Source organism: Leptospira perolatii (assembly GCF_002811875.1).
Taxonomy (GTDB): Bacteria; Spirochaetota; Leptospiria; order Leptospirales; family Leptospiraceae; genus Leptospira_B; species Leptospira_B perolatii.
The window spans coordinates 160,615-183,828 of sequence record NZ_NPDZ01000005.1; the positions used below are offsets into that span (position 1 = coordinate 160,615).

A 23,214-nucleotide genomic window follows, 5' to 3' on the forward strand; every position below is an offset into this window, starting at 1 on the left:
TTTTTTAGACGATCTATTTGTAAAGAAGATCTTTGAAAGAAACCCAAAGAAAGGAAAAGTAGATTTCAATTTTCGCGATTTGGAATTTCAATCGATTTGTCTTGCCACTGAAGACAGGCGCAGAAAGCTTTCCTTTATCCATGAATCTTGCCAAAAAGGCCGGCTGGGCGATCCTATTTGGGTGTATTACTTTTTTAGGAACAGAGCTTGGGCTTAGATTTCTTCGGTCTCCTTCCTTACAATATTATAGAGATTTAAAAGTTCTTCATACCTATCATCCCGATTACTATGTCGCTCTAGAACCGAACCAGTCGATTTTTGTGCGCCACTTTGCTGGAAAATGGGAAGGTCATTTTTCCACGAATTCCCTTGGGCTCAGAGGAAGCTCGGAGCCGATCCCAAACAAACCCAAGCTACTTTGTCTAGGAGATAGTTTGGTAATGGGATTCGGAGTTTCCGATGAGGATACATTTTGTAGTCTGCTAGATGGAATCGAGCTGAAGGGCGGCGCTAGGCAGGCGCTCAACTTAGGTGTAGATGCGTACGGATCTCTAGGCTCTTTTCGCAGAATGAAGGAAATGGTGAATCGACTAGATTCCGTAAAGGAAGTGTTGTTTATCATTTCGCCAAATGATTTCACCATGCCTAAAGCACTGGCCGACCAAGGAATACTTCCAGATGATGAAATCGATTTGATTCGAGAAAGGGATCCTAGTTATAAAAGAAACTTTCGAATTCAGTTTGAGCTAACTAGTTGGTCTTACGCATTGCAAGCTCTGAAACTCGCGTGGGAACAACTTCGAATTTCTGCGTCGGTTACAAAGATCGGCATCGAAAAAGAAATTCGTTCTGCCGGACTCTCCTCTGTCTCCACACCGGAAGAAACTTTCGGAAAATATTTGCTTCAGTCATTTTACAGACCTCCCAAACGTAAAGATTGCTCTCTGAAAGAACTTTCGGATACGGGGAAAGTTGGAATTCCTACAATTACGCAAACTTGCCCAGAACCAGTTCCAGCTGGAATCGTATGTGCGAAATCGGCTTCGGATCCTAGTTCCCTAGCTTCCTTACCGGAGCTGACTCAGAAAAGTTATGAATCCATGATATTGTTCTCAAAAGAAAAAGGGTTCAGACTAATTCCGGTGATTGTGCCGATGCAGATCGAAGAAATTTTTTGCTACCAGAACGGTGGGTTTCACGAGTTAGAAAATTATGCGATTCGAGCGAGTACCTTTTTTGAAAAGAGGGGAGTGAGAGTGATGCAATTGAAAAAAGACACACTCTCTATGTGCGGAATCGACCCGGAAGGAAAGCCGAAGAAAATTCTGGATCACTACATACCTGAAGATGGTCATTTTACTAAAATAGGAAATCGTTGGGCTGCCGATGCGATCGCAAAACACTTAAAGGAGAGTGGGTTTGCTCTTTAATTCGGTACAGTATCTTATTTTCGCTCCATTCGTAGTTCTCGTTTATTTTATTATACCGGCGAGATTCCAAAGAGCTTGGTTACTCGTGACTAGCCTGTACTTTTATGCTGTGTTCCGGGTGCCCTTTGCGGCTCTGCTCGTGTATTCGATCGTGATCACTCACTATTCGGTAGTGTTCATGGAAAGATCCCCTAACAAATCGATCAAATTACTTTTTCTGAATATTGCAATCTGGGGAAATTTGCTCTTACTTTATTTTTTCAAATACCTGGATTTTTCATTCATAGTCTGGAACACTTTCTGGGGATTGAAAGAATGCGATCCTTGGTTTGCCTATCCCGCGGGAGTTCTGCTACCGATGGGGATCTCCTTCTTTACTCTTCAGGCGATCTCTTATGCAGTAGATGTATATCGCGGGAATGTCTCCCAAGCAAAGAGTCTATTTCAGTTCGGATTGTTTTTGAGTTTTTTCCCTCAGCTGGTTGCTGGCCCAATCATACGGGCCCAAGATATGCTGCATCAGTTTTTAGAAACCTACTCTTTTCATAAGGAAAATCTACTTCCTGGGATGCGCCAGTTAGCTTGGGGTTTATTCAAAAAAACTTTTGTAGCGGATCCGGTCTCCATTTTGGTGGACCAAATCTTCGGTGCTCCGCTGACGTACGGATGGTTTTCTATTCTGGTTGCCGGGATTCTATTTCCTCTTCAGGTATACTGCGATTTTTCGGGATATTCTGATATCGCGATCGGAACCGGAAGAATCATGGGTTTTCACATTCCGATCAACTTCAAAGAGCCCTTCTTGTCCAGGACTGTTACCGAGTTCTGGAGACGCTGGCATATTTCGTTTTCTTCCTGGCTTAGAGACTACATCTACGTTTCGTTAGGTGGTAACAGGGTCAGTATCCCCAGGGCGTATTTTAACGTATTTATTACCACTTTCGTAAGTGGGATTTGGCACGGGGCGGATTGGAACTTTATCGTATGGGGCGCAATTCACGCTACTGTGATGGTGATGGAACGATTTGTATTCTCTTTCGAAAGAATTAAATCTATCTGGGAAAAAGTTCCTGATTTTCCGAAGGTTTTGTATCCGTATTTAATTTTTGCGATATCTATGTATTTCTTCCGAGCAAAGCCGGTCTCCGGTGTAGGCTCCGGGCTAGAAGTAGTGAATACTTTATTCCTTCGAATGTTTACAGGAGCGGAAGGTGCTCAGATTTCTGTTTCCATTCCGGTCATTGCGGCAATCTGCATTCTAATTTTTGGCGACTATGCAAATGATCGAAAAATTCCACTTTTAGAAAAGTTGGAAGGTCATCCACTCTGGGTGTACGGAGTTTCCGGAATTCTGATATCGATCTGCTTTATTCTTTATAGCGTGACCGTCAGCCAGCCCTTTCTCTACTTTCAGTTTTGAGAATCTAAACGAATTCGCATATCCTCGTAGATTAAATACGCGATCGTACTATACATAAATGGATTCGGATGTCCGTCCAAAGGGATAAAAATTGCAGGATGGCCCTTAGACCAAAGTTTGCGAAATGCAGGCTGTAGGTCTAAGGTGCGGATCGAATTCTCTTTTGCAATAGATCGCACCTTGACTAAGAGAGGAGCTTCGAAAACAGGCTCGTAAGATGCGTTTGGCTCTGGTAAAAGAACAATTGTAAAAGGTATCTTTTCTTTTTTTACAAATTCGAAGAGTTTTCGGAGAGCCAAAAAATGAGGATGAGTATCTGGCAACCTATCGCCTCGATCATCTCCTTCTTGGTTACTATTTTGGCTAGGAAGTATCCTGTTTTCCTCGTTGCTAAGTTTCCATTTTTCAGAAAGGATTCTGAACCCGTTGAAAACGGAACTGTACCTAGACAAATAGAAACTGGATTTAACTAAAATCCTGTAACGAACGGAGGAAATAAGTTTTTCCTCTCGAATTGCATCTGGCAAGTCCGAGATATGATAGATCCAATAAATTTCTCTAGGTTTATCAGGTGCTTTCCACTTTGCCTGAAGCTGATGCAAAAGCCCTTCGGCTCCTCTTGCATCTACTCCAAGATTCATTGCAAAGACGTCTTTTTTTTCTTTTCGGAAGATAAGATTGAGCTGCCAAGGAAGAGTTTCTTCGTCCGAGACAAGATATCCCATGGCGACTGAGTCACCGGTGACCCAAATTTCAGACTGATATGCATCTCCCCGAGAAGTAATTGGATTCGCAGAAATTCTTTCACCCTTTTCGTTGGTCGTAATCTTATAAGTGACTTTCTTTTGAGGGTGGGTCATGGTAAGGGAGCGGTTCGGACAAAGAATAATCCAGGAAGAAGGGTCCACACAATGAATCTCTTTATCCGACAATCGAAACCGTATCGATTCAAAGTAGCTCAATCTAAGAATACTTTCTGCTATTAAAAAAAATAGAATAGTGCCGAGAACCATTCGAATTAGTAATTTAGAAAAATTTAAACTATTAGATGCGGTTTTCCAGTTTCTCCAAAAAAAATTCATTTCGAAGTGTCCAATCCGGAACACTTTTCGAACATTCTTCTCGAGGAAGCGTTCGCGTACGGGATTCTGTTTTCCTCAAATCTCTTTTTTTCGGCGGAATTTTTCTTTCGATCGGCAAGGCAGTCTTTTAGAAATTTGGCGAGAGTGTATCTTTCTGTGTCCCAGCTATCTGAAAATAGTTTTAAGATGCGAGTTGTGTTCGTTTTCGAGTCTTGAGAAATATAGATTTCTAAAAGGTAGAGTAAAATATCCGGATCCTTGGGATCTTTTTTTAAAGCCCTCTCCAAATAAAAAGAGGAAGAGCCCGGGGCCTGGCCACTTTCGGCCAATAGAATTCCTAAATTTCGATTTGCGGATTGGTTTTCCGGATTCGCTCGCAATGCCTTGTCATAAAAGTACAAAGCTTCTGCAGTATTGCCTTGGGAATATTTTTCCCTCGCTAGATTTGCCCACTCTTGTGAGGAATCGCAGGAAGAAAGAAAATACGACATAAAAAGGCAAAAAATGGGTCGGAACTTCTGTCTCATTTCCTTAGGTTTTTTTCCGTCGCATTGCTAGAAAATCGGAAGTACCTGCTTGATTCCTTCCGTCCAATCTGTACAATTTTCGGAGCTTGATAATCCGCAATCCTAAAAAAGTTTCAGTCTAGCGGGAGAATTTGTCCGAAGGATTTAGTACTGTAATACTCACAAGCGGGACTAAGAAAGTGACATCTTCTCACAAGAATCTACTTCAGAATTTCCAAGAATACCTCTCAGTTGAGAAAGGCCTTAGCGACAATTCGATCTATTCATACGGGTACGATCTGAACAAGTTCAAGAATTTCTTGGAAAAAGAACATCTTGATTTCTTAGAAGTGCAAGCCAACGATATAGTCCGCTTTTTGAACGAAGAGCGGAACCGAAAAATTTCCGCCAAGACGATCGCCAGAGAAGTCGTGGCGATTCGGCAGTTTTATAAGTTTCTAAAAGATGAAAAGAAGCTAGACACAAATCCTACGGAAAAAATCGAAACCCCGGAAGTGATGAGATCCATTCCGGATTATTTGACTCAAGAAGAGATCGAAGAACTATTCAGCGCTATCAAAGAAGATCATCTCTACGAACTTAGAGACAAATGCATCTTCGAATTATTATACTCCTCAGGTTTGAGGATCTCCGAAGCTTGCAATCTTAGACTGACAGACGTAGATATGCAGGGAATGACTTTGACCGTGGAAGGTAAGGGCGGAAGACAAAGACTCGTTCCGTTCGGTGAAAAGTCGTTGGATATTTTGAACCGCTATCTGAAGCAGAGCCGTCCTTATATATTGAAGAACCGCAACTGCGAGTATCTATTCGTTTCCAAAAAAGGTTCGTTTATCAATCGCAAATCGGTTTGGAGATTACTGAACCATTATATTAAAAGAACCGGAATTAAGAAAAAGGTCACTCCTCATACTCTAAGACATTCCTTCGCGACCCACCTGCTGGAAAATCATGCAGATCTCAAGTCGGTTCAGGAATTGTTGGGCCATATCGATATATCTACCACTCAGATTTATACTCATATGGCTAATAAGACCTTGAAGGAAGTGCACAAGAAATTCCATCCACGTGGGTAAGAATTTTCGCCACTCTTTCCTTTTGTAGGATCTAGCTCTTGGCCAGCCAGAAGGAACAAAACTACGCGAATCAATTTAGGATGCAAATTCCTTCCAATCCTAGATACGTATCTGTAGCTAGGAACTTCGTGTACAATTTAGCTAGACAGTGTAATTTTTCTTTGCACGATTCTGCCGATCTAAAGCTCGCAGTAGGCGAGTGTTTGTTAAACGTCATAAAGCACGCATATTTGGGAAAAACCAATTATCCGATCTTCCTAGAAATTACCGCCTTAGACGACCGAATGGAAATTCGGATCAGAGATTTTGGAGTGCAAAAAAATCTTTCTACAATCCAGAGCTATGATCCGGGAGACTACAGAGAAGAAGGGATAGGTCTATTTTTGATCAGAAGGCTGACTGACCACTTTTACATCGATCAGTCCGGAAGAGGAAATAAACTTATCCTTACGAAAAAGAAGTAAGTCGTAGAACTTTCTTTTCGGAGCTTTTGCCGATTCAGAGCTTGAAATTAGGAAGTTTAGCGGATCGAACTTCTGATTTTTATTTCTTACGCGCTATAATTCTCTTGCGATCTGAGTCGGATCCTCTAAAAAGAATCCGTTTTAGTTTATGAAATTGTATCCACACGCTTTTTGGCTCATGGTGCTTTTGATCGGGAGCGGGGTGCACTGTCGGAAAGGTCCATCTCTTTCTAAAGAAGAGGTCAAAAATCTGAGCGCATCCTATATTCGAGAACTATGTAAAAAGAATTTGGAATGTTCGGCGGCGTATTTGGAATCCCTGTCTACTAGGGAGCAGGATACTGCCCGTGCCGAGATGCGATCTTTAGAGCAATGCATGGAAGAGCAGAAAGACCAATCGATCTTACCGGACGAGTACGAGAAGGTAACAGACGAGCAAATCGCAATGGTAAAAAAGTGCATGGATGAATTGCTAAAAACTCCATGTGAACAATTGGAGGATTCGGAGGGAAGTCCTTCTTGCCGACAACTTTTTCAAACTACGGAAGCAGTGCCGGAATAGATCAGATCGATTCTCTACATTTTCTCTTCGGTGTCGTGGCCTTCCGATTGCAGGATTCCGAGTCTTTTTGGTTTTACCTTGGAATGAGTCACAGCGCCATCCGGACCTACGAATAAATAGGAAGGACCAAGAATTTCTTTTAACTTCACTCTAAAATTCTTGTTTCGTCCTAGATTCACATCTACTCCGGGAAATATTTCTCTCTCTACTTCCACAGTTGCATTCCTGTCAGGTTCAAAAGAAAGCAGAAGAGTTTGTTCTTGGGCGAGCAGGTTTTGGATCAGAGAAGTATATTTTTGTTTGATGGACTGCAACTTTGGAATGCTATCTTTTTCTTCTGAAGTCAGTCCTCTTTTCTGAGCATCGTCGCTCAACTTCGCAAGGCTTGTTTCTACCTTCCTTAGCACTTCCTGGTTTTTTCGAATTTCTGATTTGAGTTCTTCCAATTCCAAAAGTAGTTTGGGAGGCATACCGCAGCTTAAAACTGTTTTGGTTTCTACGACCGCTCCTAATTTGGTGCATATGATATTTTTACCAGAAACACACTGTCCTCCGATAATTTCTCCTCTGCCTCCCCGGACGATAACTGATTCGCCGGCGATCAATTCGGAATGCATTGCTGCTTCTTCGATGAAGATGGAATTCTTCGCGGTCATTTTTCCCTGTTCAACGAACTTTGCGTAGATATCATTTCCTGATTCTATCCAGCCTCCGTTTCTTCCCATAAAACCTCCCGAAAGCACTACGTCTCCTCCAGCTTTTAGAAAGACCTTACCTACGGATTTTTTTACGATGATGCTTCCTTCAGTTTCTAGACTGAAACCATCTGCGATCGATTCTTCTACAATGATCGTTCCGGGAAAATTGACGTTTCCGGTAGAAAAGTCTACATGGTCCAAGTGACAGACTTCGTCTACACGGATGGCTCCAGAGCGATCCAAGATCGGTCTACCGTCTATCAAAGAATAAACGGATCTACCATCTTCGCCTATTTTTACGTTTGGCCCTAGCTTCCAGTCTGCAGGAACTCCTTCTTCAAAAGAGAGAATTTCACCTTTGACGGTTTTACCGTTGGTTCCGGGGGAGGGAGCGACCTTCTCAGCTAATTTTTCATTTTTCTTAACACTTTGTATTAACTGAATATTCTTGAAATCGATCCTACCGAATTCGTCCTCTTCTAATTTTGGAACGCTCGGATGCGGAAACAGGATACGAATGATTCCATCTTTGCCTGCAACCGTAGGAGTTCCTTCTGCCACCAATGTTTTTTTGCCGTATTCTTGTGCGGAAGAAAGTTTCTCAAGAGCTTCGGTAAGAACTCCGTGCGCGATTCCATTCTTGCTCAGTTCCAGTTGGAGCTCCTCCTTGGACAGGATTTTGCCACCGAATTTGGGAGGATGCAGAATTGCGTGAACAACCATCGTATCGTCCGATATTTTCAGTTCAAGAATTGAGCTTTCAGGTAATCCCGGCCATTTACCGACTAGATGGGGCTGTCCGTCTTTTTCCTGTACGATTCTTTTTACGTCTTCTGGATTGGTATCTTTGATATGAAATAGATCGAAGCGTTTAAGTATTTCTTTCAGTTCGATCTCTTTGCCTTTCTTGCCCGCGGGAAAGACGGTGAGAGTAGCCGACCCGTCTATGTTTTCTAATTTGAAAAAACCGTTTTCATTTTCTTCCAAATCCTTAAGTAGCGAATCGGTAAAATTACGGATCGAATCGTTCATCCTTTGCTTCCGATTTTGGAGAATAGATGGCATCCTATTATTTACAATCGAAATCTGAGCAAAAGACTAAAGGCGCAAATGCCAAAAAAGAGCATAAGTTCTTCCGAAAATGGGGGATTTATGTCCTTGAAAATGGGGAAATCCGACCGATGATGTAGTAGACTCTTATGGACGTGAACCCATTTGCTATCTTAACAAAAATCAGAGAGGCGATAGATACAATTATTCTGAAATTGCCTCCCAAGACGGTCAAGTTGCTTGCACTCGTCGGTGTAGGTCTTGCGCTGATGATCGCCGGCGTGGCAAGTTACTTTAGTGTTCAGAAAGGTCTGGAGATGGCTGACAAAGAAGGTCAGGCCAAAACTTTGGATCGGAAGATTCTCTTTTTGGAAGATATGGAAAGAGAATACAATCGAAAGAGAAAAAATGTACAGTGGAGCGATCCGAGTCTTTCGACAGATTCATCCAGCTCTTTAGATATCGAAAGATATTCCCAAGACAAACCAAAGATGGAGCAAAAACCTTCTGTTCCGAGTGGAAATTTGGAAGAAGGAACAACTCTGGAAAGCACTCGAAGAAAAGAAGGAGACTCCAAAGTATTTTTTCCCAACGAATCGGAGAAAGTTAGTCCGTCTGAAAAATCATCTGAGCCCGGTAATTTGCAAGTGCCTTCCAATTCCGGATCCTCGCCCTCGTCCTCCTCCGATTTGAAAAAACCGAAAGAAGAATCTAGGCTGGAAAAACCTCCCAAATCCAAATCGAATTCTGGTTTAAGAGAGTAAAACGTGCGAAACAGAAATCGACTCCAGAAAATTCAGTTCGTATCTAGAATCTTAGTACTAGCAGGACTCGTATTTTTCTCCTTTGAAAGGAATCATTTGGAAGCCGAGATTCCACTCCCATTTCCCGAGGATGTAAAGGAATCGGATCTTGGAAGTGCCGCCAATTCTACGTTAGATGAAAAAAAAGAGCCTAGCCTAGCAGGGACTAAAGAATCCAGTCAAGTCGTACAACCTGGAAATAACGAAGTAGAATCAGATTCTCTGGAAGCGAAGGATGCGTCGGACAGAAACGGAATCAAAGCTTCTGCGGAAAAAGGAACTTCCGAGCAAATGGATCAGGTGCAGAAATCCGAAGTTCGATCGACTAAACTTCCCAATTTAAATACAAAGAACGCCAAAAAACCTCGAAAAAAAATGGACCAGGATCCAGGGACGGCAGCCTACGAAAGAGGTATATTAAGATTACGGAATGGTCAAAAGGAAGCTGCACAAGAAGAGTTTACAAAAGCAGCTGCTTCAGAGAGCGAGGTCGCGGCTAAGGCGAAACTAGAGCTAGCTAAATTATCCGGAGCAAAGTCGGAGACCACCGAAGAGGTTGTCGAAGATGAAATCGTATGGAAGACTAGACTAGAAACCGCTAGATCCTATCGTTCCCAGGAAAAAAACCAAGAAGCTGAAGTAGAATTATTGAAAGTTGCCACCGAAGCTCCTTCTCAGTACCGGATCCAAGCTTTACTCCAAATGGGAGATCTATTGAACCGTCTTGGAAGGTATCGAGATTCAAGGTCTTATCTTTTGGATTATTGGAATCGGTTCGGTCGGAAAGTTTCTGCCGATCCGGAAACAGATCCCAATTTGAGAAAAAAGCAATGGGAAGAAAGAGATCTCGGAGCCTATCTGCTTTTCAAAGCGAGTTATAAGTCAGGTGAAACGGAATGGTCTAAGAGATTTCTGAGAAAATTTTTGGAATCTTCGTCCGAGGAATCTAAGGGATTCTATTCTCCGCTCCGCGAAGAATTAGAAAAATTAGCAAAACAGAATATTTGAATCTATTTGTGCGCTTAAACTAGGGACACGTTTACTTCTAACTTTCCGTAAGGAGAAAACAGGTTAATTCCGAGCGCTTGCTTTTTCGGAATCTTGATCGTTTCATTTTTAGAGTCCACTATGTTTGGCGCAGTGATCTCTATCGATTGTCCAGCCGTGGCAAAGATATTCATCGCATTCCCGGTGGTCATATTTGCGAGTTCGCCTAGAATATCCTTGTATTCGTTTTTGATTTCTTCAGGGGAAAGATTCGGAACCAGTTTTTTAGCGATCTTATAAGCCGCGTCGTAGTTTAAACCGTAGACAACTTCTCCGTTAAAAGTCCCTAGAACCCCGATAATAATCGCGAGTTCTAGAGTGGTTTCCGGAGTTTCCTTGATTCCGATTTTGCCCCGAATTAGCTCGGTTTGCAAAACGTCTCGGAAGACGATGGTGGCGGCTTCCAAGAATGGGTTCACTAATTCGGCTCGGATCTGCATTATTCCTCCGGCGCGGTCCTAACTTTCCTTTCTACAGTAATTTCTTCTGAAAGCGCTAAAGGAATTTCTGAAAGAAATCCGTTCACCTGGACTGCAGAATCTCGAATCAATTGTTTAGAAAGATTCGGCTTTGCCTGTCCTGGGTGAAATGCAAGAAATTCTGCGATCGCGTATTTGTCTCCGTCTCTATAAGGACCGCTGCTCCTTTTTTGGCCAAAGGGCTGAGAGGCGAGATCTTGGAAGAAGCGTTTGTCCGAAGAAAGATTGAATTTTCCTTTAGACGAGTTGAGTTCCTTTAAATCCTGCAGTTTTTTGGAACGAACAGAAATGCTGGAACTTCCGAGCATCGCACTCAGTTTGGAAAGTCCATCAGGTTCGTTTTGTAGAAGCTTAATTTTTCCTTTCAAAGATTCTAATGCGTTTTTGCGGGCTTCTATTAGAAATTTTCCTCTTAGAATCGATTTTCTTTCCTCAAAACTAGGAATGTGTCCATCCGGCTGTTTCAACGCAACACTCGGATCTTGCTTTTCCTTTTCGTAAAGTTCTTTGAGCTGAGCTTCTGTAGGCTCGATCTCATTTTTGGAAATTCTAATTAAGTCGTCCTCGGTATAAACGATTGCGTTGAGATCAATCGTAGATTCCGACGCAGAGGACTGTTCTGCGAGTTCAGAATCCGTTTTTTTCAGTTCCGATTTTAATAGAATAGGTTGTAGGCTACCTTGCACTGCTGCTTCCACTCTGAATCGTATTGGAGCTTCCTGTAGAAATTGACGATAGATTTGGTCTGGTTTTTCCATTTCCTCGTCGGAATATCCTGCTCCCCGATAAGAAAGTTTGACTCTTCTTTGGGCTTCTTCCCAAAGTGATTGGCGTATCGTTTCCTCAGAAACAGTATAGCCTACCGTTTTAGCGATTTGGTTAGAAACATAAAGTCCCTTTAAAACCATAAATGCGCAGTCACCCAGTTGGTTATCTGGAATGGCTCCCTGGTATGCTTGGAAGCAGTATCTTTTTGCTGCGTTGAATGAATCCATTCCTACGGATTCTCCCGCGATCGAACCTGCGCTAATCGCAGATTTTCCGGTGATCATATCCATTCCGGCCTGTTCTAAATCGGAGCGAAGTAGAGTAAAGATCAGCATGAGTACCAGGATTCCGAGGAAAATTGCAGATCCTAGCTTAAAAAATATATCTTTGAGTGAAGTTCCTTCAGTATTTGCCATAATTGTCCGTTCGAAGGGAAGCGTGGACGGCCAAGGGAATCTGTAAAGGAGAAAAACCGATGAAAAACGCTTCAGAAAGCTGGCAGGTTGATAGATACATATAATGATGCTCTATATCGCAATCGCACTTATTTTGGTCGGAATTTTATGCTTCATTTACGTTTCCTTCCAGCAAAATCCTGGGAAGAAGAGCAGCCCAAGCACAGTTTTTCGTCAGAATGAATCTTACTCCCAAAGACCCAGAGAGAGGGTTCCGGTGACAGAGTACATCTCCCACAAACGGATTCCGCGTTCGGAGGAGTATTCTCATTTGGAGGAAAGATTTGCCGAGGAGCGCAGGATTCGTCCCGGATTCCAGAATCGCGTATCCGAACAGGAAATTCCGGAAATGAGCCCCCCAGCTTTTGATTCTTTCCCACCTAGGACCGAGACTGTAGAGAGACCTACCAGAAAAGAGGAATCATTCCAGAACGAAACTTTCGAGGATTTTGAAGAGACCATAGAAACTTGGCGGATGGAAGGGATCCTGTTTTTGGATCTTTCCGGAAAGTTGCCATATAGAGAACTGCAAAATAAAATCAGTCAGGATTCTTTGAAGGGATTTCGGAGAATGGGAAGGGGAATCATCCGAGAAATACCTGGTGGGTTTTCCTTTAAAGCGATGAATTCTGAATTCAGATACAACCTGAGTGAAATCGAAAAAGTGATCTTCTACGACCAAGGATTTGCGCTGCTTCCGATCAAAAGGGAATTTCCAGTTCCAGTTTTTGTGACTTCCGAGCCGGAAAGATTTAAGGAATACTTAGAGCAGGCAAAAGGATAGTCAGAGCTTAGACGTACAGAGAGGTCCTAAGCCTTCTGAAGTTGTAGGAGCTCCTACAACCTGCATAGAAATAAAATGCACTTGCGAAAATGAGAAGTCCGTGATAAGGAGGGCTCTGCGCGGTTTCCCACCACCGGCCCCCCACCCAAAAGAAGGGCGGGGAAAATTCCGCCCCCATCACACGCACAAGCGGATTAGAAAGCTTATCTGCCTTCCACCTGGAGCCACTTGGTAGTCTTTACCACCAATCGAATGACTAAATAAAACCCGGCACCGATTCCAAAGACCCAAATTTGAGCCTGGGTAATTGCCTCCCAAGGTGTGCTCAAAGAAACTGGCTCATTCAAAAACGTGGCACCGAAGTCGAATAAAACGAAAATAACGATAATTCCGAAAAGGCTTGGATATTCTCTTTTTAATATATTACGAAAAGAGAAAGTTAGCTTAGGTCTTACGTAACCGCTAAATTTAGGGATAAAAGCGGGAATCTTGTCCGCCCAGTCCAAATAATCTCTTCCAAACTTATCACGCAAAAATTTTTCTTCCGCAAACATGATCCTTTCGTAATAGATCGCGAAGAAGAGAGTAAATATGATTACGAGTAGGATATCCCTAAAATAGAGCACCGGCCCCAAATACATCAAGAAGTTTCCCAAATACAATGGGTGACGGACTAAGGAGTAGATTCCCTCCATATTAATCACGTCTGCGATTTGCTCCTTGGTGTTTCTACCGGAGGTTCTTGCTGGAGCGTATCCGATAACGAAACATCTGACCGCTAAGCCTAAGAAGCTTACTGCAAAACATCCGGCGGCATAGTATAAGTTCATTTCATAGGAATTTTCTAAATAAGAATATCCTAGAAGAGAATGGATGCAAAGTAATAGGATGAATCCCGGAATGTAGGACCTCCAACGGAATAGAAAATTCCCTTGTTTGTCTATTTCTTCTATCAGCGCCATTGCAGTTCCTTCATCCGAAGCTTTTTAGGAAGCAAACCTGTTCACTGCTTGCGTGTCAAGCAGTGATTCCTGGAACAAGAAACAACCCGAACGTCTGGAAGGGCTTAAAAGTTTTTAGGGGGTAGATTTTCGCCCCCTAAAAACTCTTTAGGATTCTGATGTAAAATCTCTTCCAAATTCCAGGGATCGACCACGAATTTGTAGCTAAGCCCCGGCTTCTCAAAAACCCAACTAGCATCTTTGGTAACTCCGATTGGAAACAGCTCTATGGAAGAAAAGCGGAATCGAATTTGGAATCGGAAGAATTTTGATTTAGAAATCGGAAAGACCTTTTCCTCGGAAGGGAAAAGGAAGGCATCTGCCTTTAATCCTAAAAGCTTTCGAAGGTATAAATTGATTTCTTGCTCGGAAGCTCTATGCTTCTGGTCCTTTTCTTGTAGGACCCAACCCTCTGTTTCCCGAATCAGTTGAAAAGGAATTGCTGTTTGCATAAAGAATTCCAGATGTATGAGTTCTTCCACTGAAAGATCTTCTCCGAAAAGCTTTCTAGAATAAAAGTAATCTTCTGCGAATCTTCCCGAGACAGGTCTCAGATTCTCTTCTACGAGCCAAACTGTGTCGGTGGGATGTTCCAGAATATAAGTCTCCCGGTCTCCGTCGGTTGTACTTCCTACACTAATTTTTCCGAAGGAGGAACCGTCTTTTGCAAATATTTCTATCGAAGGTTCTTCCCCTACTAATCCGAATTCAGGATGTTCTATTTTTTTCTCTGAAGGATTATTCAGTCTGGTAAATTTTCGGAGGGAAAGAAGAGAATGAATGAAAGAGGAAATTTTCTCCGTGTCACCTGGCCCGGCTCCGATTTTTGCAGTTTCTACAAACCAATCCAGATCGGTTTTCGAAATCGTAATTTCATGATCTTTTCTTCCTAATACGATTTTTCCGATTTCCAGTTCTTCCAAAGAAAATATCGGTTTCGAATTGGAGTAAGAATCCTTAAACCAATCCGCTGGATCTGAGACAAACAACCAGATACTAAACAGAAAAAAATTCAGAACTGCAAAATAGATTCCTTTGTATCCGAGAATCGATGTTTTTAGACTGCCAAGACTTTTTAAGACAGCAATTGCGAAACGGCTTTCAAACAAAGAAATCAGATTCACTGGATTTTTCCCTGGAGATTCCTTTTTCGGATCCGAAGAAAAGCATAAATACATACAAGACCAGGAATTCCTAGGACCAACCCAAAATTGGTCAGAAGCATGACGCTTTTCGAAACCGGTTGCATTTTCAAAACGCCGGATTGCTTGGCCCTTGCGCTCAGTAGATCCTTATCCCCCTTTAGTATATCAATGCAATTTAATAGAAACGGCAAATTGGTCTCTCGGTAGATCTCTTGAGTTTCGGTGAACGCGAGCAAGTCGGAGACTAAATAAGGAGTACCAAACACAAGTATTCTGCTGATTCTATCATCAGGAGTTTTAGATAAATGATATTTCTCAGAGAAACCCTTAGGTATATTCTGTTTTTCAAATGTAGAAGTGAATATTCCCTCGGAGGAAGCTCCTAAAATATACGGAAAGCCGCTCGGGTGAAACTGGGACTGTAGAAGCTGCCGTTCGCCTAACATAACGTAGTTTGCTCTACTTTCTGCCTCCTTGGAACTGAATAGAATCGGTTCCACTTTCGCGTATTTCTGTTTTTCGGGAATAAGTTCGATAGAAGAGCTCCAGGGCAAGAGTAGACTTTCCTGAGATTGTGTATAAACGGAAGTAAGGCTCAGAGTCTCAGTCTTTTGGCTTGCAACTATCCAAGGCGCATATGGATATCTTCCAATCACTCCGGGTTCTATTTCCACAAGAGAGCCGATCGGAAGAGAATTTTCCAAATCGAAAATCATGTCGGAATGAACCTGGATCCCGTAGCGCAATAAAAAGGAATTTAATTCAACCGCGTGTGTTTCTTCCTGAGCAACTCCAGAAGTCGTCATGCTATCTAGCAGCATTCCGGTACCAGGAGTATTTCCGCCGAGTCTAAAGTCCATGGTCTTTGCCAGAACAATTAGACTTCCGCCCCGAAGCAAAAATTGATCGATCGCATAACGAGCATTATCTTGAAGATTACCAGAACCGAACCAGAGTAAAACCTTGGTAGACTCCGGGATTTCTGACTGATTCGGATCAAATTCGTTAATTTCTCCAAATTCTCTTCTCAATATCTCGTTTACAAAAACTCCGACGCTGTCCTTGTCGGAATAGTTCCCAGTCCTTTTCGTACTGAGACTTCCTTCTGTGTGAAGAATTGCGATTTCAGAATTCAAATTAGGTCTTGTTAGGTTTCTTAAACTGGATAAGATTTGCACTTCGATTTGTTCCGCAAAAAAAGCGACCGGAATCGTTTGACTCTTCGCGCCCAAGGTTAGCTTTATGCCTAAGTAAGCACGCTTGACCGAAGCGGATTCTCTATCAGATTTCTCTAATATTTGCGGCTCTACTCCGGATTCTTGTGCTTGCCTTGCGTCCTCCTCAGAAGAACTCGGATCAAAAAGGCGCAATTTTACTTTTCGACCTCCTACTGCCGCGATTTCGCGCAAGACTTCTTTGGTGAGATCCAGCCTGGACTTGTACTCTCCCGGGATTTCGGAAGAGTAGAACGCATCAATAAATAAGATCGAATCCAATCTTTCTAGGTTTAGCACGGTGCTTTTGGTGAGTTCGAATCTACCGGAGCGACTCAGATCTTTTCTGCAGGAAGTATGGTAGAAAATGCCGTTTAAGAGCAAAAAGGATAAAAACCAGTTTAGTGCAAAAAACCATTTTTTTTGCGAAACGATAAGTAAAGGATGTAGGAGTTCCTTCATCTTCGCTTCTTCTCGATTAGAAATGCGTTATATTTCAAGAGCATTAAGCAGAAACTCAGAAAGAAAAAAACTTCCTTTGCATCCAAAATTCCCAGACGAAATGTTTCGAAATGCCTTGAGAGTGAAAAAAAGGAAAGAACCGCAGCTAACTCTCCAGAGAAAAATCTAAGAATTGGCTGAAATCCTAAAAGAAAAAAGAAAAGCACAGCAATCAGTGTGAAGACATACGCACTAATTTGTTCTCTGGTCATCGCAGAGATCGCTCCTCCTAACGCGATATAGCTCCCTCCGAGTAAGATGCAACCCAGGTATCCGGAGAAAGTGACTCCTAAGTCTAAATCTCCCAAGGCCCAAACAAAAAAAGGAATCGGCAAACTGGCAGCCAAAACACAAGCGAGAAAGGACCAGGCGGCAAAGAATTTGCCCAAAACTATTTCAAGTTCTTGTAATGGAAGCGATAATAGTAGTTCGGAGGTTCCGGATTTTTCCTCTTCGGACCAAAGTCCCATAGTAAGAGAGGGGAGGAACACGACATAGAGCACCGGGATCCAATAAAAGTACTGCTCCACGCTTGCGATATTTCTATCCCAAAACGAATCCTCACCCAAACCGAAAAAGAATAGGAAAGAGGATAAAAGTAAAAAAACGGCCGCGAACAAATAGCCGAGTGGAGTGTTCACATATTTGCTCCATTCTTTGAGAAAAATGGAAACCACGATTTTCCAATTCGGAAGTACTAGGCTTTTGCCTGAGTTTTTCACGCGGTTAGCTCCTTGAAGAGTGACTCCAGGGATTTCTTTTCTCTACGAAATTCTTTGACCGCAAATTTAGCGGATCGGATTTTTTCGAAGATGGATTCGGGAGACAAATTCTCTGAGAGAATCCGAAACTCCTTTTCAGAACCGAATCCCACTTCTTCTACGAGGCAATTCAGATCAGATAAACTTTCCTGTACGGTTTTTAGATCTGTATCGGCCACCAAAGTGATGGGTTGTTGTCGGCGCAAATCCTGCACTTTCAAGTCTGCTACGATCCGACCCTTGTGTAAAATTATCACTTGATCGCAAAGTTCTTCTACTTCTTGCAGGATATGTGTAGAAAGAAGGAGTATCTTTTCTTTGCCTAAGTTTCGGATCAAAGATCGAATGGAGGAGATTTGATGTGGGTCGAGTCCAGAGCTAGGCTCATCCAAGATCAACACTTCCGGGTCATGAACCAAGGTGCCGGCTAACGCGACTCTTTGCTTGAATCCCTTGGACAAAAATTTGATCGGAACCCGAAAGACTTCCAGAAGTTCACAAAGTTCTAATACTTCTCTGACTCTCTTGGAAATGATCTCGGAAGAAACGCTTCTAACTCTTGCCAGAAAATCTAGAAATTCAGAAACCGTAAGATCTTCATAGAGAGGAGCTGACTCCGGAAGATACCCTAACTTAGATTGAATTTCAGTTCTGTGCAGATCGATTCTGGATGATTCGTAAAAAACGTTTCCTTCCTGAGGTATCAGGCATCCACTTAGGATCCTCATGGTCGTGGTTTTTCCAGCGCCATTCGGACCTAATAATCCGGTGATTTTACCTTTTGAAATGCGGAAACTAATATCTGAAATCGCGATACGCCCAGGAAAGGAATGGGAGAGCTGATCCGCAACAATCGAATCCATTAAATGGTACGGGAACGCAGAGGGACTCGTACCGCAACCGTTTTTCTAAGCGCGGATTTTCAACATTGCGTCTACTTTGAACTTTTTCAGAACGTCCAAAAGACCAGCTTGTAGGTTTACGATTTCCAGCTTAATTCCGAAATGATCCATCAGGTTTTTCATCGTCAGTAATTTGGCGACCCCGCTGGATGTAATTTTTTTTGTAGGCGATAAGTCTAATACGACAACTTGGAACTGAGCCTTAGAGGCGCGTTCTGAAATTTCATCGAATACTTTTTCGTATCCGTCCAGGATCTGATTGTCGAACCGGACCAGTCCTTGTTTTCCTTGGATGATCAATTTAGCCATAATTTACGTTGTTATACAGGTACAGACTCGAAAAAACAGGGTTTCCTAACAAGCAATTCTAAGGGGAGATTTAAGCTCTTTTGCAAACAAATACAAAATAATCTGCTTCGGGAGAAACCTCCCAAGATTCGTAATCTGATCCCGCAGCCATGAGTTCCAGTCCAGAATCCCGGATTAATTGTTTCCAAGTATGTATATCGTACGCTCTATGCAGATGAACTTCTTCAAAGGTTTCCTTTCCGTTTTCAAAGAGAAGAGTAGTTTTTAAAATCGAAGAGTCTTCGGTGCCTTCATTCTCCCATATCAGTCGAGTCTTCCCGTGTTTCTCTTCCATGGTCCTGCCTTCAAAATTACTTTTGAAATTTCTTGCAGTACTAGCATCAAAAAAGAAAACTCCGTCCGGAGAGAGCAGCTTTGCTACGGAACTCAGCACTCCCTGCAGTTCAGTGGGGGAGAGTATATAGTTGAGAGTATCGTGGGTGCAAATTACGAGATCGAAAGGTTCTGAAAATTTTGGTAAATTTAGCAAGTCTGCACAAATTCGATTTCCGCGGATTCCGTTTTGAGCAGCTACTTCCAGCATCTCCGGAGAAAAATCGATTCCCCAGAGTTCTGATTCTGGAGGTAGTTCCTTCCAAAGTCTGCAAGTACCGCACCCAAGGTCTAAAATTCTAGGCGGAAATCCCAATTTCCCTGCCATTTGGTAGGCCTCGAGGGCAACTTGGGCCCAAAGAGAGTACCTTGCGCCAATCATAACTAGGTCATAAATGCCCGGAAAAGCCGTATACGGCCTTTTTTTGACGATTGGAGAAATAATTCTTGATCTTTTCTTAGGTCTCTGAATATTCCTATCCTTTTGATGCGACATAATTCTAAAACAGGACTTTTTTCGAGCCTTTGCTAAAGGTCTCTAAACTATGGGCCTAGAACTTCTTTTCCCTTTCCTAGCGAGCGTCGGTGTTACCATTTTACTCCGTAGAATGGATAAATCTAACTATAAGCTCAGCCAAATCAAGAGATACACTGGAAAACTTCAGGAAGAATTGCAAGAAATTGCGTTAGAGAAGGTGCAAACTGTCAAGGATTCTGGAATCGAACTTGAGATCACCTTAAAACAAACTAGAAAACTCGCCGAAGAAGTTCGCACTCTAAACGATGAATCTCGCCATTTATTAGATACAATTCGTTCCAACCGTGAATTCCTAAACGGGGTCGCCCAAGACTTAAAGGAAGTGGTCAAGCTTTCTACGGAGATCCGACAAGAATCCGAGTCCATTCAAGAGGGCTATAGTCGCCTAGAACTAGGAAAGAGAGATTTGCAATCGGTAGGGATTCGAATCCAAGAGCTGAGATCTGAAGCCGAAGCAATTCTGGAAGCGTTTCAGGAAAAATTGAATCTTCGTTCGGACGATATTCTGCAATCTTTAGCAGCTAAAATCGTAGAGTTGGAAGGCTTGCTCGAAACCAAAGCAGATCGAGTAGAAGAGGGTCTGGATTCTTTGGGCGAGGCTTATCGTCAAAAATTGGAAGCCCACTCCAAGTCTATCATGCATGACACGGTCGGAAAGGTAGATCTTGCGCGAGAAGAAGTAAATTCTCTGTTGGAATCTATCCAAGCGAGGGAACAGGACCTCGAGGCTAGAACCGAAAGAATCCAAACCGCATTTGTATCCATCAACGATAAACTGGATCGCTTGGATGTACGAGTCGAAGAAAAGGCGGAGAGCGCAGATCGTAAATTAGAAGAATCCTTTGTGAGATCCGAAGGAATTCTGAAACAAAAATATGAACAAATTTTGGAGCAAGTCATTCACTCCAAAGAAGCATTCCTAAATGGAGTCAAGTTAGAGATCGATTCGATTCGGAGAGAAATCGAAGGCATGAGTCTCGAGACTCTGACTCGGAGAGACGAAATCTTAAACGAAACAAGAAGACAGGCTGAGTCGATCAACGATTCGATCAATGTATTCCAGGAAAAATATCTGGAAGCAGAAAACAAACTGTTAAAGCAAGCGGATGCCCGCAAATCGGAGCTCATGCGCCAAATCGATTCTTTCGAAGAAGAATTCAATCGGATCAGTTCTTCACTCAGAACCGAAGCGGATGACCTGAAGAAAGAAATCCTAATCGGACTGAAGGAGTTCCACGCTTCTCTGGAAACTGCTCGCTCGGACGAAGAGAAAAAAGCCAGAAGTAAAATCGAAGAGATCTCCGAGTCTCTGCAAAAAGAGCTACATTTGGCGCATTCCGAAAGTTCGGACAGTTTCAAAAAGGAATGGGAGCTGATCCGAGAAAATATACGCAATTTCGACGGTCAGGTTTCAAACAGAATGAAAGAGATGGATTCCTACGTGAAGGATATCCGCTCCGCATTAGAGGAAAGCGCTGGAGATATCCTTTCCGATGCGGAACAGAAAGTAGACCAGATCGAGAGCGCTATCGACACCGAATTCCGTAAGATGGACCAACGTTTGGAGCATTTCGGACGCTCTTGGGAAGAAGAATTCGTAACTCTTAAAAACCAAACCAAAGAAGCCATCTTGGGCTTGGAAGAAAGACTAGGACAAATTCATTTTAAAGGGACCGAAGTCCTAGAACAATTCGGCAAAGAATACACAATCCAAAAAGATAAGATAGAAGATTTCGTCTCTAAATACAAAACCGATTTTAGAAAAGAAGGCGATGATGCCAAGGAAGAACTCCGAGGCAGAATCAAAGAGATCAAGTTCGAGGGAGACCAAGTCAAAGAAGAAATTTCCGGACGGATCAAAGAGATCAAACTCGAGGGGGATCAAGTCAAAGAAGAAATTTCTGGACGGATCAAAGAGATCAAGCTTGAGGGAGACCAAGTCAAAGAAGAAATTTCTGAAAGAATCAAAGGTATCAAGAGAGAAGGGGATCAAGTCCAGGGAGAACTTTCCGAAAGAATCAAGGATGTCAAACGGGAAGGGGATTTGATCAGGGACGAGCTTTCTGAACGAATCAAAGAGATCAAGAGAGAGGGAGACCAGGCCAAAGAAGAGATCTTTGAAAAGATCAAGGATATCAAGCGCGAGGGAGACGATGTACAAGAAGAAATACTGGAATCGATCGGTGAACTCAAACAAGAAGGCCAAAGTATTTCTTCATCTCTGAAAAATGAATACATGGAGATCGGCGAAAGGCTGGATTCTCTATTAAGAAAAAATGAAAAACTTTTAGAAACTCAGGCAGAAAAAATCCGGAACCAGACCGAGCAAAATCTAAGCCGTTCTGCAGAGGAAGCGTCTGGAGTACTCGAAAGATTGCGGGAATCCGGACAAGAATTCTTCGAAAGACAAGAAGAGAAGATCAGTCGCTTAAACGGAACTATCGATTCCAAAATAAGCAAACAGCTTTCTGCATTAGTGGACAAGGGACAAATTCACCTGAGCCAACTCGAAGATCGGATCGCAAAACACCTGCAGGAAGTAAAACGGAATCTGGAAGATTCGCTCAAAGACGCGAAAAAAGAAAGCGACGACCAAATGAAAGGGTTCCAGTACCAGGTGCGCATTTTATTAAACGAAATAGAAGCCTCTTCTGAGGAAATCCTTCGTAACGGCAAAGAAGAGTTTAGGATCGCGCAAGAAGAGCACAGAAATCTACAAAAAGATTTGAAAGAGGACTTGCTCGAGATAAGAGAAGCCAAATCGGATCTGATGCAAGAATTGGAAAAGGAGTCGGATCATCTGAAGGAATACGTCGATGACCTTTCCGAGAAGGTTTCCCTGCTTGCATCTCAGTCCAGTTTATTCGCCGACGTAAGGGACTTGTTGCGCCAAGCTGAGGAATTCCAGAATGAACTGAGAATTTCACTACAGGCGGCAGGCGGATACGAGCTAAGCACGAACGAGCTGGAATCCAGACTAGTCCAATTGAAACAAGTTCAATCGGAACTAGAATACAAATTACAGAAAGCAGAAGAGAATTCTGCAGAAATTTTATCGGTAGAAGAGAAAGCCAGTGCCCTCCAGGAACAATTCTCTAAGATCATGGAAGAGTCTGAGCGCTGGGAAGACGCCTACCAAAAGTTGGAGCAAGCCGGTGAACGAGCATTTGAAATGGAGGCTCGGTTCCTAGATCTGGAAAACAGACTCGGTCACTTGGATGAAGTAAGAGAAGAAATCCGCAGTCTTGCCGACGATGCGAGCGACCAAAAAGAAAATTCCGGAAGAGTATCCCAGAGAGTACGAGATATCGAAAAGGAAATCGCAGTCATCGAAGCGAGAGAAAGGGAAATTTCAGATACATTACGAAAAACGGATGAACGTCTGGAGAATCTCGCCGGTAGAAAAGAAGAAATCTTATCCGTTGAAGCAAAGTTTGATAAAATAGAAGACCTGATGCTCGAATTATCCGAGCGTCATAAACAGATTTCAACTCTACAGCAAAGAGTTGATGACCTGAAAGACGGTGCGACCACAATCAAGGACGAACTGGAAAGTTTGTTGACCGAGGCGGAGGATACGTTCGAAAAGTTATCGTCTTTTCTGGATGTAGTTCAGTCTACCAGCTCAATGAGTCAGACAAATAAAAAAGGAAGTCGAAACTCAGAGAGCAATCCGTTGGTCCAAAGAAAGAAGGCTACCGTAGTAAATTTGTATCATAACTTTCATTGGTCGGCAGAAACGATCGCAGAGAAGTTAGGCTTGGAAACTTCTTTAGTTCAGACAATACTACAAAGCGAGGCAGCGAAAAAGGGATGATTTTTTTCT

General features: G+C 42.7%; 21 protein-coding genes. 9 read left to right on the forward strand and 12 right to left on the reverse strand.

Annotated elements, in window-relative coordinates:
* The first annotated feature begins 140 nt into the window (after positions 1-140).
* Both CH373_RS10035 and CH373_RS10040 read left to right on the forward strand, forming a co-directional pair.
* Positions 141-1,430, forward strand: a complete 1,290-nt coding sequence (locus tag CH373_RS10035) for an LA_2490 family SGNH/GDSL-type esterase (RefSeq protein WP_100713452.1) — start codon at positions 141-143, stop codon at positions 1,428-1,430.
* Positions 1,420-2,850, forward strand: a complete 1,431-nt coding sequence (locus CH373_RS10040; RefSeq protein WP_100713453.1) for an MBOAT family O-acyltransferase — start codon at positions 1,420-1,422, stop codon at positions 2,848-2,850. Before CH373_RS10035 ends, CH373_RS10040 begins: the two co-directional genes overlap by 11 nt.
* Here the strand turns inward: CH373_RS10040 and CH373_RS10045 are convergent.
* Positions 2,841-3,932, reverse strand: coding sequence for an LA_2486 family SGNH/GDSL-type esterase (locus CH373_RS10045; protein ID WP_100713454.1), 1,092 nt, complete (start codon positions 3,930-3,932; stop codon positions 2,841-2,843). The genes CH373_RS10040 and CH373_RS10045 overlap by 10 nt on opposite strands.
* The gene (locus CH373_RS10050) at positions 3,929-4,459 is read right to left on the reverse strand and encodes a tetratricopeptide repeat protein (protein ID WP_100713455.1); all 531 of its coding nucleotides are present in this window, start codon (positions 4,457-4,459) and stop codon (positions 3,929-3,931) included. Before CH373_RS10050 ends, CH373_RS10045 begins: the two co-directional genes overlap by 4 nt.
* A gap of 179 nt (positions 4,460-4,638) precedes the next feature.
* Between CH373_RS10050 and xerD the strand changes: the two genes are divergently transcribed.
* The 3 genes from xerD (at position 4,639) to CH373_RS10065 (ending at position 6,561) form a co-directional block, all read left to right on the forward strand.
* The gene (gene xerD, locus CH373_RS10055; RefSeq protein ID WP_100713525.1) at positions 4,639-5,535 is read left to right on the forward strand and encodes a site-specific tyrosine recombinase XerD; all 897 of its coding nucleotides are present in this window, start codon (positions 4,639-4,641) and stop codon (positions 5,533-5,535) included.
* 38 nt (positions 5,536-5,573) lie between these two features.
* The gene (locus tag CH373_RS10060; RefSeq protein ID WP_100713456.1) at positions 5,574-5,999 is read left to right on the forward strand and encodes an ATP-binding protein; all 426 of its coding nucleotides are present in this window, start codon (positions 5,574-5,576) and stop codon (positions 5,997-5,999) included.
* A 148-nt stretch (positions 6,000-6,147) separates the two neighbouring features.
* The gene (locus tag CH373_RS10065) at positions 6,148-6,561 is read left to right on the forward strand and encodes an LA_2478/LA_2722/LA_4182 family protein (protein ID WP_100713457.1); all 414 of its coding nucleotides are present in this window, start codon (positions 6,148-6,150) and stop codon (positions 6,559-6,561) included.
* A gap of 14 nt (positions 6,562-6,575) precedes the next feature.
* Here the strand turns inward: CH373_RS10065 and CH373_RS10070 are convergent, their stop codons facing one another.
* On the reverse strand, positions 6,576-8,291 hold the full coding sequence (locus CH373_RS10070) for a DUF342 domain-containing protein (protein ID WP_100713458.1): 1,716 nt from the start codon (positions 8,289-8,291) through the stop codon (positions 6,576-6,578).
* Between the two features lie 167 nt (positions 8,292-8,458).
* Here CH373_RS10070 and CH373_RS10075 point away from each other — a divergent pair, with 167 nt between their 5' ends.
* Together CH373_RS10075 and CH373_RS10080 are read left to right on the forward strand one after the other, a co-directional pair.
* The gene (locus tag CH373_RS10075) at positions 8,459-9,073 is read left to right on the forward strand and encodes an LIC_11485 family protein (protein ID WP_100713459.1); all 615 of its coding nucleotides are present in this window, start codon (positions 8,459-8,461) and stop codon (positions 9,071-9,073) included.
* A 3-nt stretch (positions 9,074-9,076) separates the two neighbouring features.
* On the forward strand, positions 9,077-10,120 hold the full coding sequence (locus CH373_RS10080) for a tetratricopeptide repeat protein (protein WP_243393345.1): 1,044 nt from the start codon (positions 9,077-9,079) through the stop codon (positions 10,118-10,120).
* Between the two features lie 14 nt (positions 10,121-10,134).
* Here the strand turns inward: CH373_RS10080 and CH373_RS10085 are convergent, their stop codons facing one another.
* Positions 10,135-10,599 carry a chemotaxis protein CheX gene (locus CH373_RS10085; RefSeq protein ID WP_100713460.1) on the reverse strand — a complete coding sequence of 155 codons (465 nt, stop codon included), beginning with the start codon at positions 10,597-10,599 and terminating at the stop codon, positions 10,135-10,137.
* Positions 10,599-11,822, reverse strand: a complete 1,224-nt coding sequence (locus CH373_RS10090; RefSeq protein WP_100713461.1) for a hypothetical protein — start codon at positions 11,820-11,822, stop codon at positions 10,599-10,601. The genes CH373_RS10085 and CH373_RS10090 overlap by 1 nt, the downstream gene beginning before the upstream one ends.
* A 103-nt stretch (positions 11,823-11,925) precedes the next feature.
* Between CH373_RS10090 and CH373_RS10095 the strand changes: the two genes are divergently transcribed.
* The gene (locus CH373_RS10095; protein ID WP_100713462.1) at positions 11,926-12,645 is read left to right on the forward strand and encodes an LIC_11490 family protein; all 720 of its coding nucleotides are present in this window, start codon (positions 11,926-11,928) and stop codon (positions 12,643-12,645) included.
* Between the two features lie 203 nt (positions 12,646-12,848).
* Here CH373_RS10095 and lmtA read toward each other — a convergent pair whose 3' ends face one another.
* From lmtA to CH373_RS10130, 7 genes are all read right to left on the reverse strand, one after another.
* Entirely contained in the window at positions 12,849-13,607 is a 759-nt protein-coding gene (lmtA, locus tag CH373_RS10100) for a lipid A Kdo2 1-phosphate O-methyltransferase (RefSeq protein ID WP_100713463.1), read from the reverse strand.
* Positions 13,608-13,711: 104 nt separating this feature from the next.
* Entirely contained in the window at positions 13,712-14,770 is a 1,059-nt protein-coding gene (locus CH373_RS10105) for a DUF4340 domain-containing protein (RefSeq protein ID WP_165778812.1), read from the reverse strand.
* On the reverse strand, positions 14,767-16,467 hold the full coding sequence (locus tag CH373_RS10110; protein ID WP_100713465.1) for a GldG family protein: 1,701 nt from the start codon (positions 16,465-16,467) through the stop codon (positions 14,767-14,769). Before CH373_RS10110 ends, CH373_RS10105 begins: the two co-directional genes overlap by 4 nt.
* A complete protein-coding gene (locus CH373_RS18650) occupies positions 16,464-17,228 on the reverse strand; it encodes an ABC transporter permease (protein ID WP_100713466.1) in 765 nt (254 codons plus the stop codon). Before CH373_RS18650 ends, CH373_RS10110 begins: the two co-directional genes overlap by 4 nt.
* Positions 17,225-18,130 (reverse strand): ABC transporter ATP-binding protein, encoded by a 906-nt coding sequence (locus tag CH373_RS10120; RefSeq protein ID WP_100713467.1) that lies wholly within the window; start codon positions 18,128-18,130, stop codon positions 17,225-17,227. The genes CH373_RS18650 and CH373_RS10120 overlap by 4 nt, the downstream gene beginning before the upstream one ends.
* Before the next feature lie 45 nt (positions 18,131-18,175).
* Positions 18,176-18,478, reverse strand: coding sequence for an STAS domain-containing protein (locus tag CH373_RS10125; RefSeq protein ID WP_100713468.1), 303 nt, complete (start codon positions 18,476-18,478; stop codon positions 18,176-18,178).
* A 70-nt stretch (positions 18,479-18,548) separates the two neighbouring features.
* Entirely contained in the window at positions 18,549-19,346 is a 798-nt protein-coding gene (locus CH373_RS10130) for a class I SAM-dependent DNA methyltransferase (RefSeq protein ID WP_100713469.1), read from the reverse strand.
* 49 nt (positions 19,347-19,395) lie between these two features.
* On the opposite strand from CH373_RS10130, the gene CH373_RS10135 reads away from it, so the two are divergent.
* A complete protein-coding gene (locus tag CH373_RS10135; RefSeq protein WP_100734087.1) occupies positions 19,396-23,205 on the forward strand; it encodes a SpiroCoCo family coiled-coil protein in 3,810 nt (1,269 codons plus the stop codon).
* Positions 23,206-23,214 lie beyond the last annotated feature (9 nt).

Bases quoted from the DNA above. Each gene is read 5' to 3' on its own strand.
- CH373_RS10035 (WP_100713452.1), top strand. From the start codon at position 141: ATGAATCTTGCCAAAAAGGCCGGCTGGGCGATCCTATTTGGGTGTATT.
- CH373_RS10045 (WP_100713454.1), bottom strand. From the start codon at position 3,932: ATGAATTTTTTTTGGAGAAACTGGAAAACCGCATCTAATAGTTTAAAT.
- CH373_RS10050 (WP_100713455.1), bottom strand. From the start codon at position 4,459: ATGAGACAGAAGTTCCGACCCATTTTTTGCCTTTTTATGTCGTATTTT.
- CH373_RS10065 (WP_100713457.1), top strand. From the start codon at position 6,148: ATGAAATTGTATCCACACGCTTTTTGGCTCATGGTGCTTTTGATCGGG.
- CH373_RS10070 (WP_100713458.1), bottom strand. From the start codon at position 8,291: ATGAACGATTCGATCCGTAATTTTACCGATTCGCTACTTAAGGATTTG.
- CH373_RS10075 (WP_100713459.1), top strand. From the start codon at position 8,459: ATGGACGTGAACCCATTTGCTATCTTAACAAAAATCAGAGAGGCGATA.
- CH373_RS10085 (WP_100713460.1), bottom strand. From the start codon at position 10,599: ATGCAGATCCGAGCCGAATTAGTGAACCCATTCTTGGAAGCCGCCACC.
- CH373_RS10090 (WP_100713461.1), bottom strand. From the start codon at position 11,822: ATGGCAAATACTGAAGGAACTTCACTCAAAGATATATTTTTTAAGCTA.
- CH373_RS10095 (WP_100713462.1), top strand. From the start codon at position 11,926: ATGATGCTCTATATCGCAATCGCACTTATTTTGGTCGGAATTTTATGC.
- lmtA (WP_100713463.1), bottom strand. From the start codon at position 13,607: ATGGCGCTGATAGAAGAAATAGACAAACAAGGGAATTTTCTATTCCGT.
- CH373_RS10110 (WP_100713465.1), bottom strand. From the start codon at position 16,467: ATGAAGGAACTCCTACATCCTTTACTTATCGTTTCGCAAAAAAAATGG.
- CH373_RS10120 (WP_100713467.1), bottom strand. From the start codon at position 18,130: ATGGATTCGATTGTTGCGGATCAGCTCTCCCATTCCTTTCCTGGGCGT.
- CH373_RS10125 (WP_100713468.1), bottom strand. From the start codon at position 18,478: ATGGCTAAATTGATCATCCAAGGAAAACAAGGACTGGTCCGGTTCGAC.
- CH373_RS10130 (WP_100713469.1), bottom strand. From the start codon at position 19,346: ATGTCGCATCAAAAGGATAGGAATATTCAGAGACCTAAGAAAAGATCA.
- CH373_RS10135 (WP_100734087.1), top strand. From the start codon at position 19,396: ATGGGCCTAGAACTTCTTTTCCCTTTCCTAGCGAGCGTCGGTGTTACC.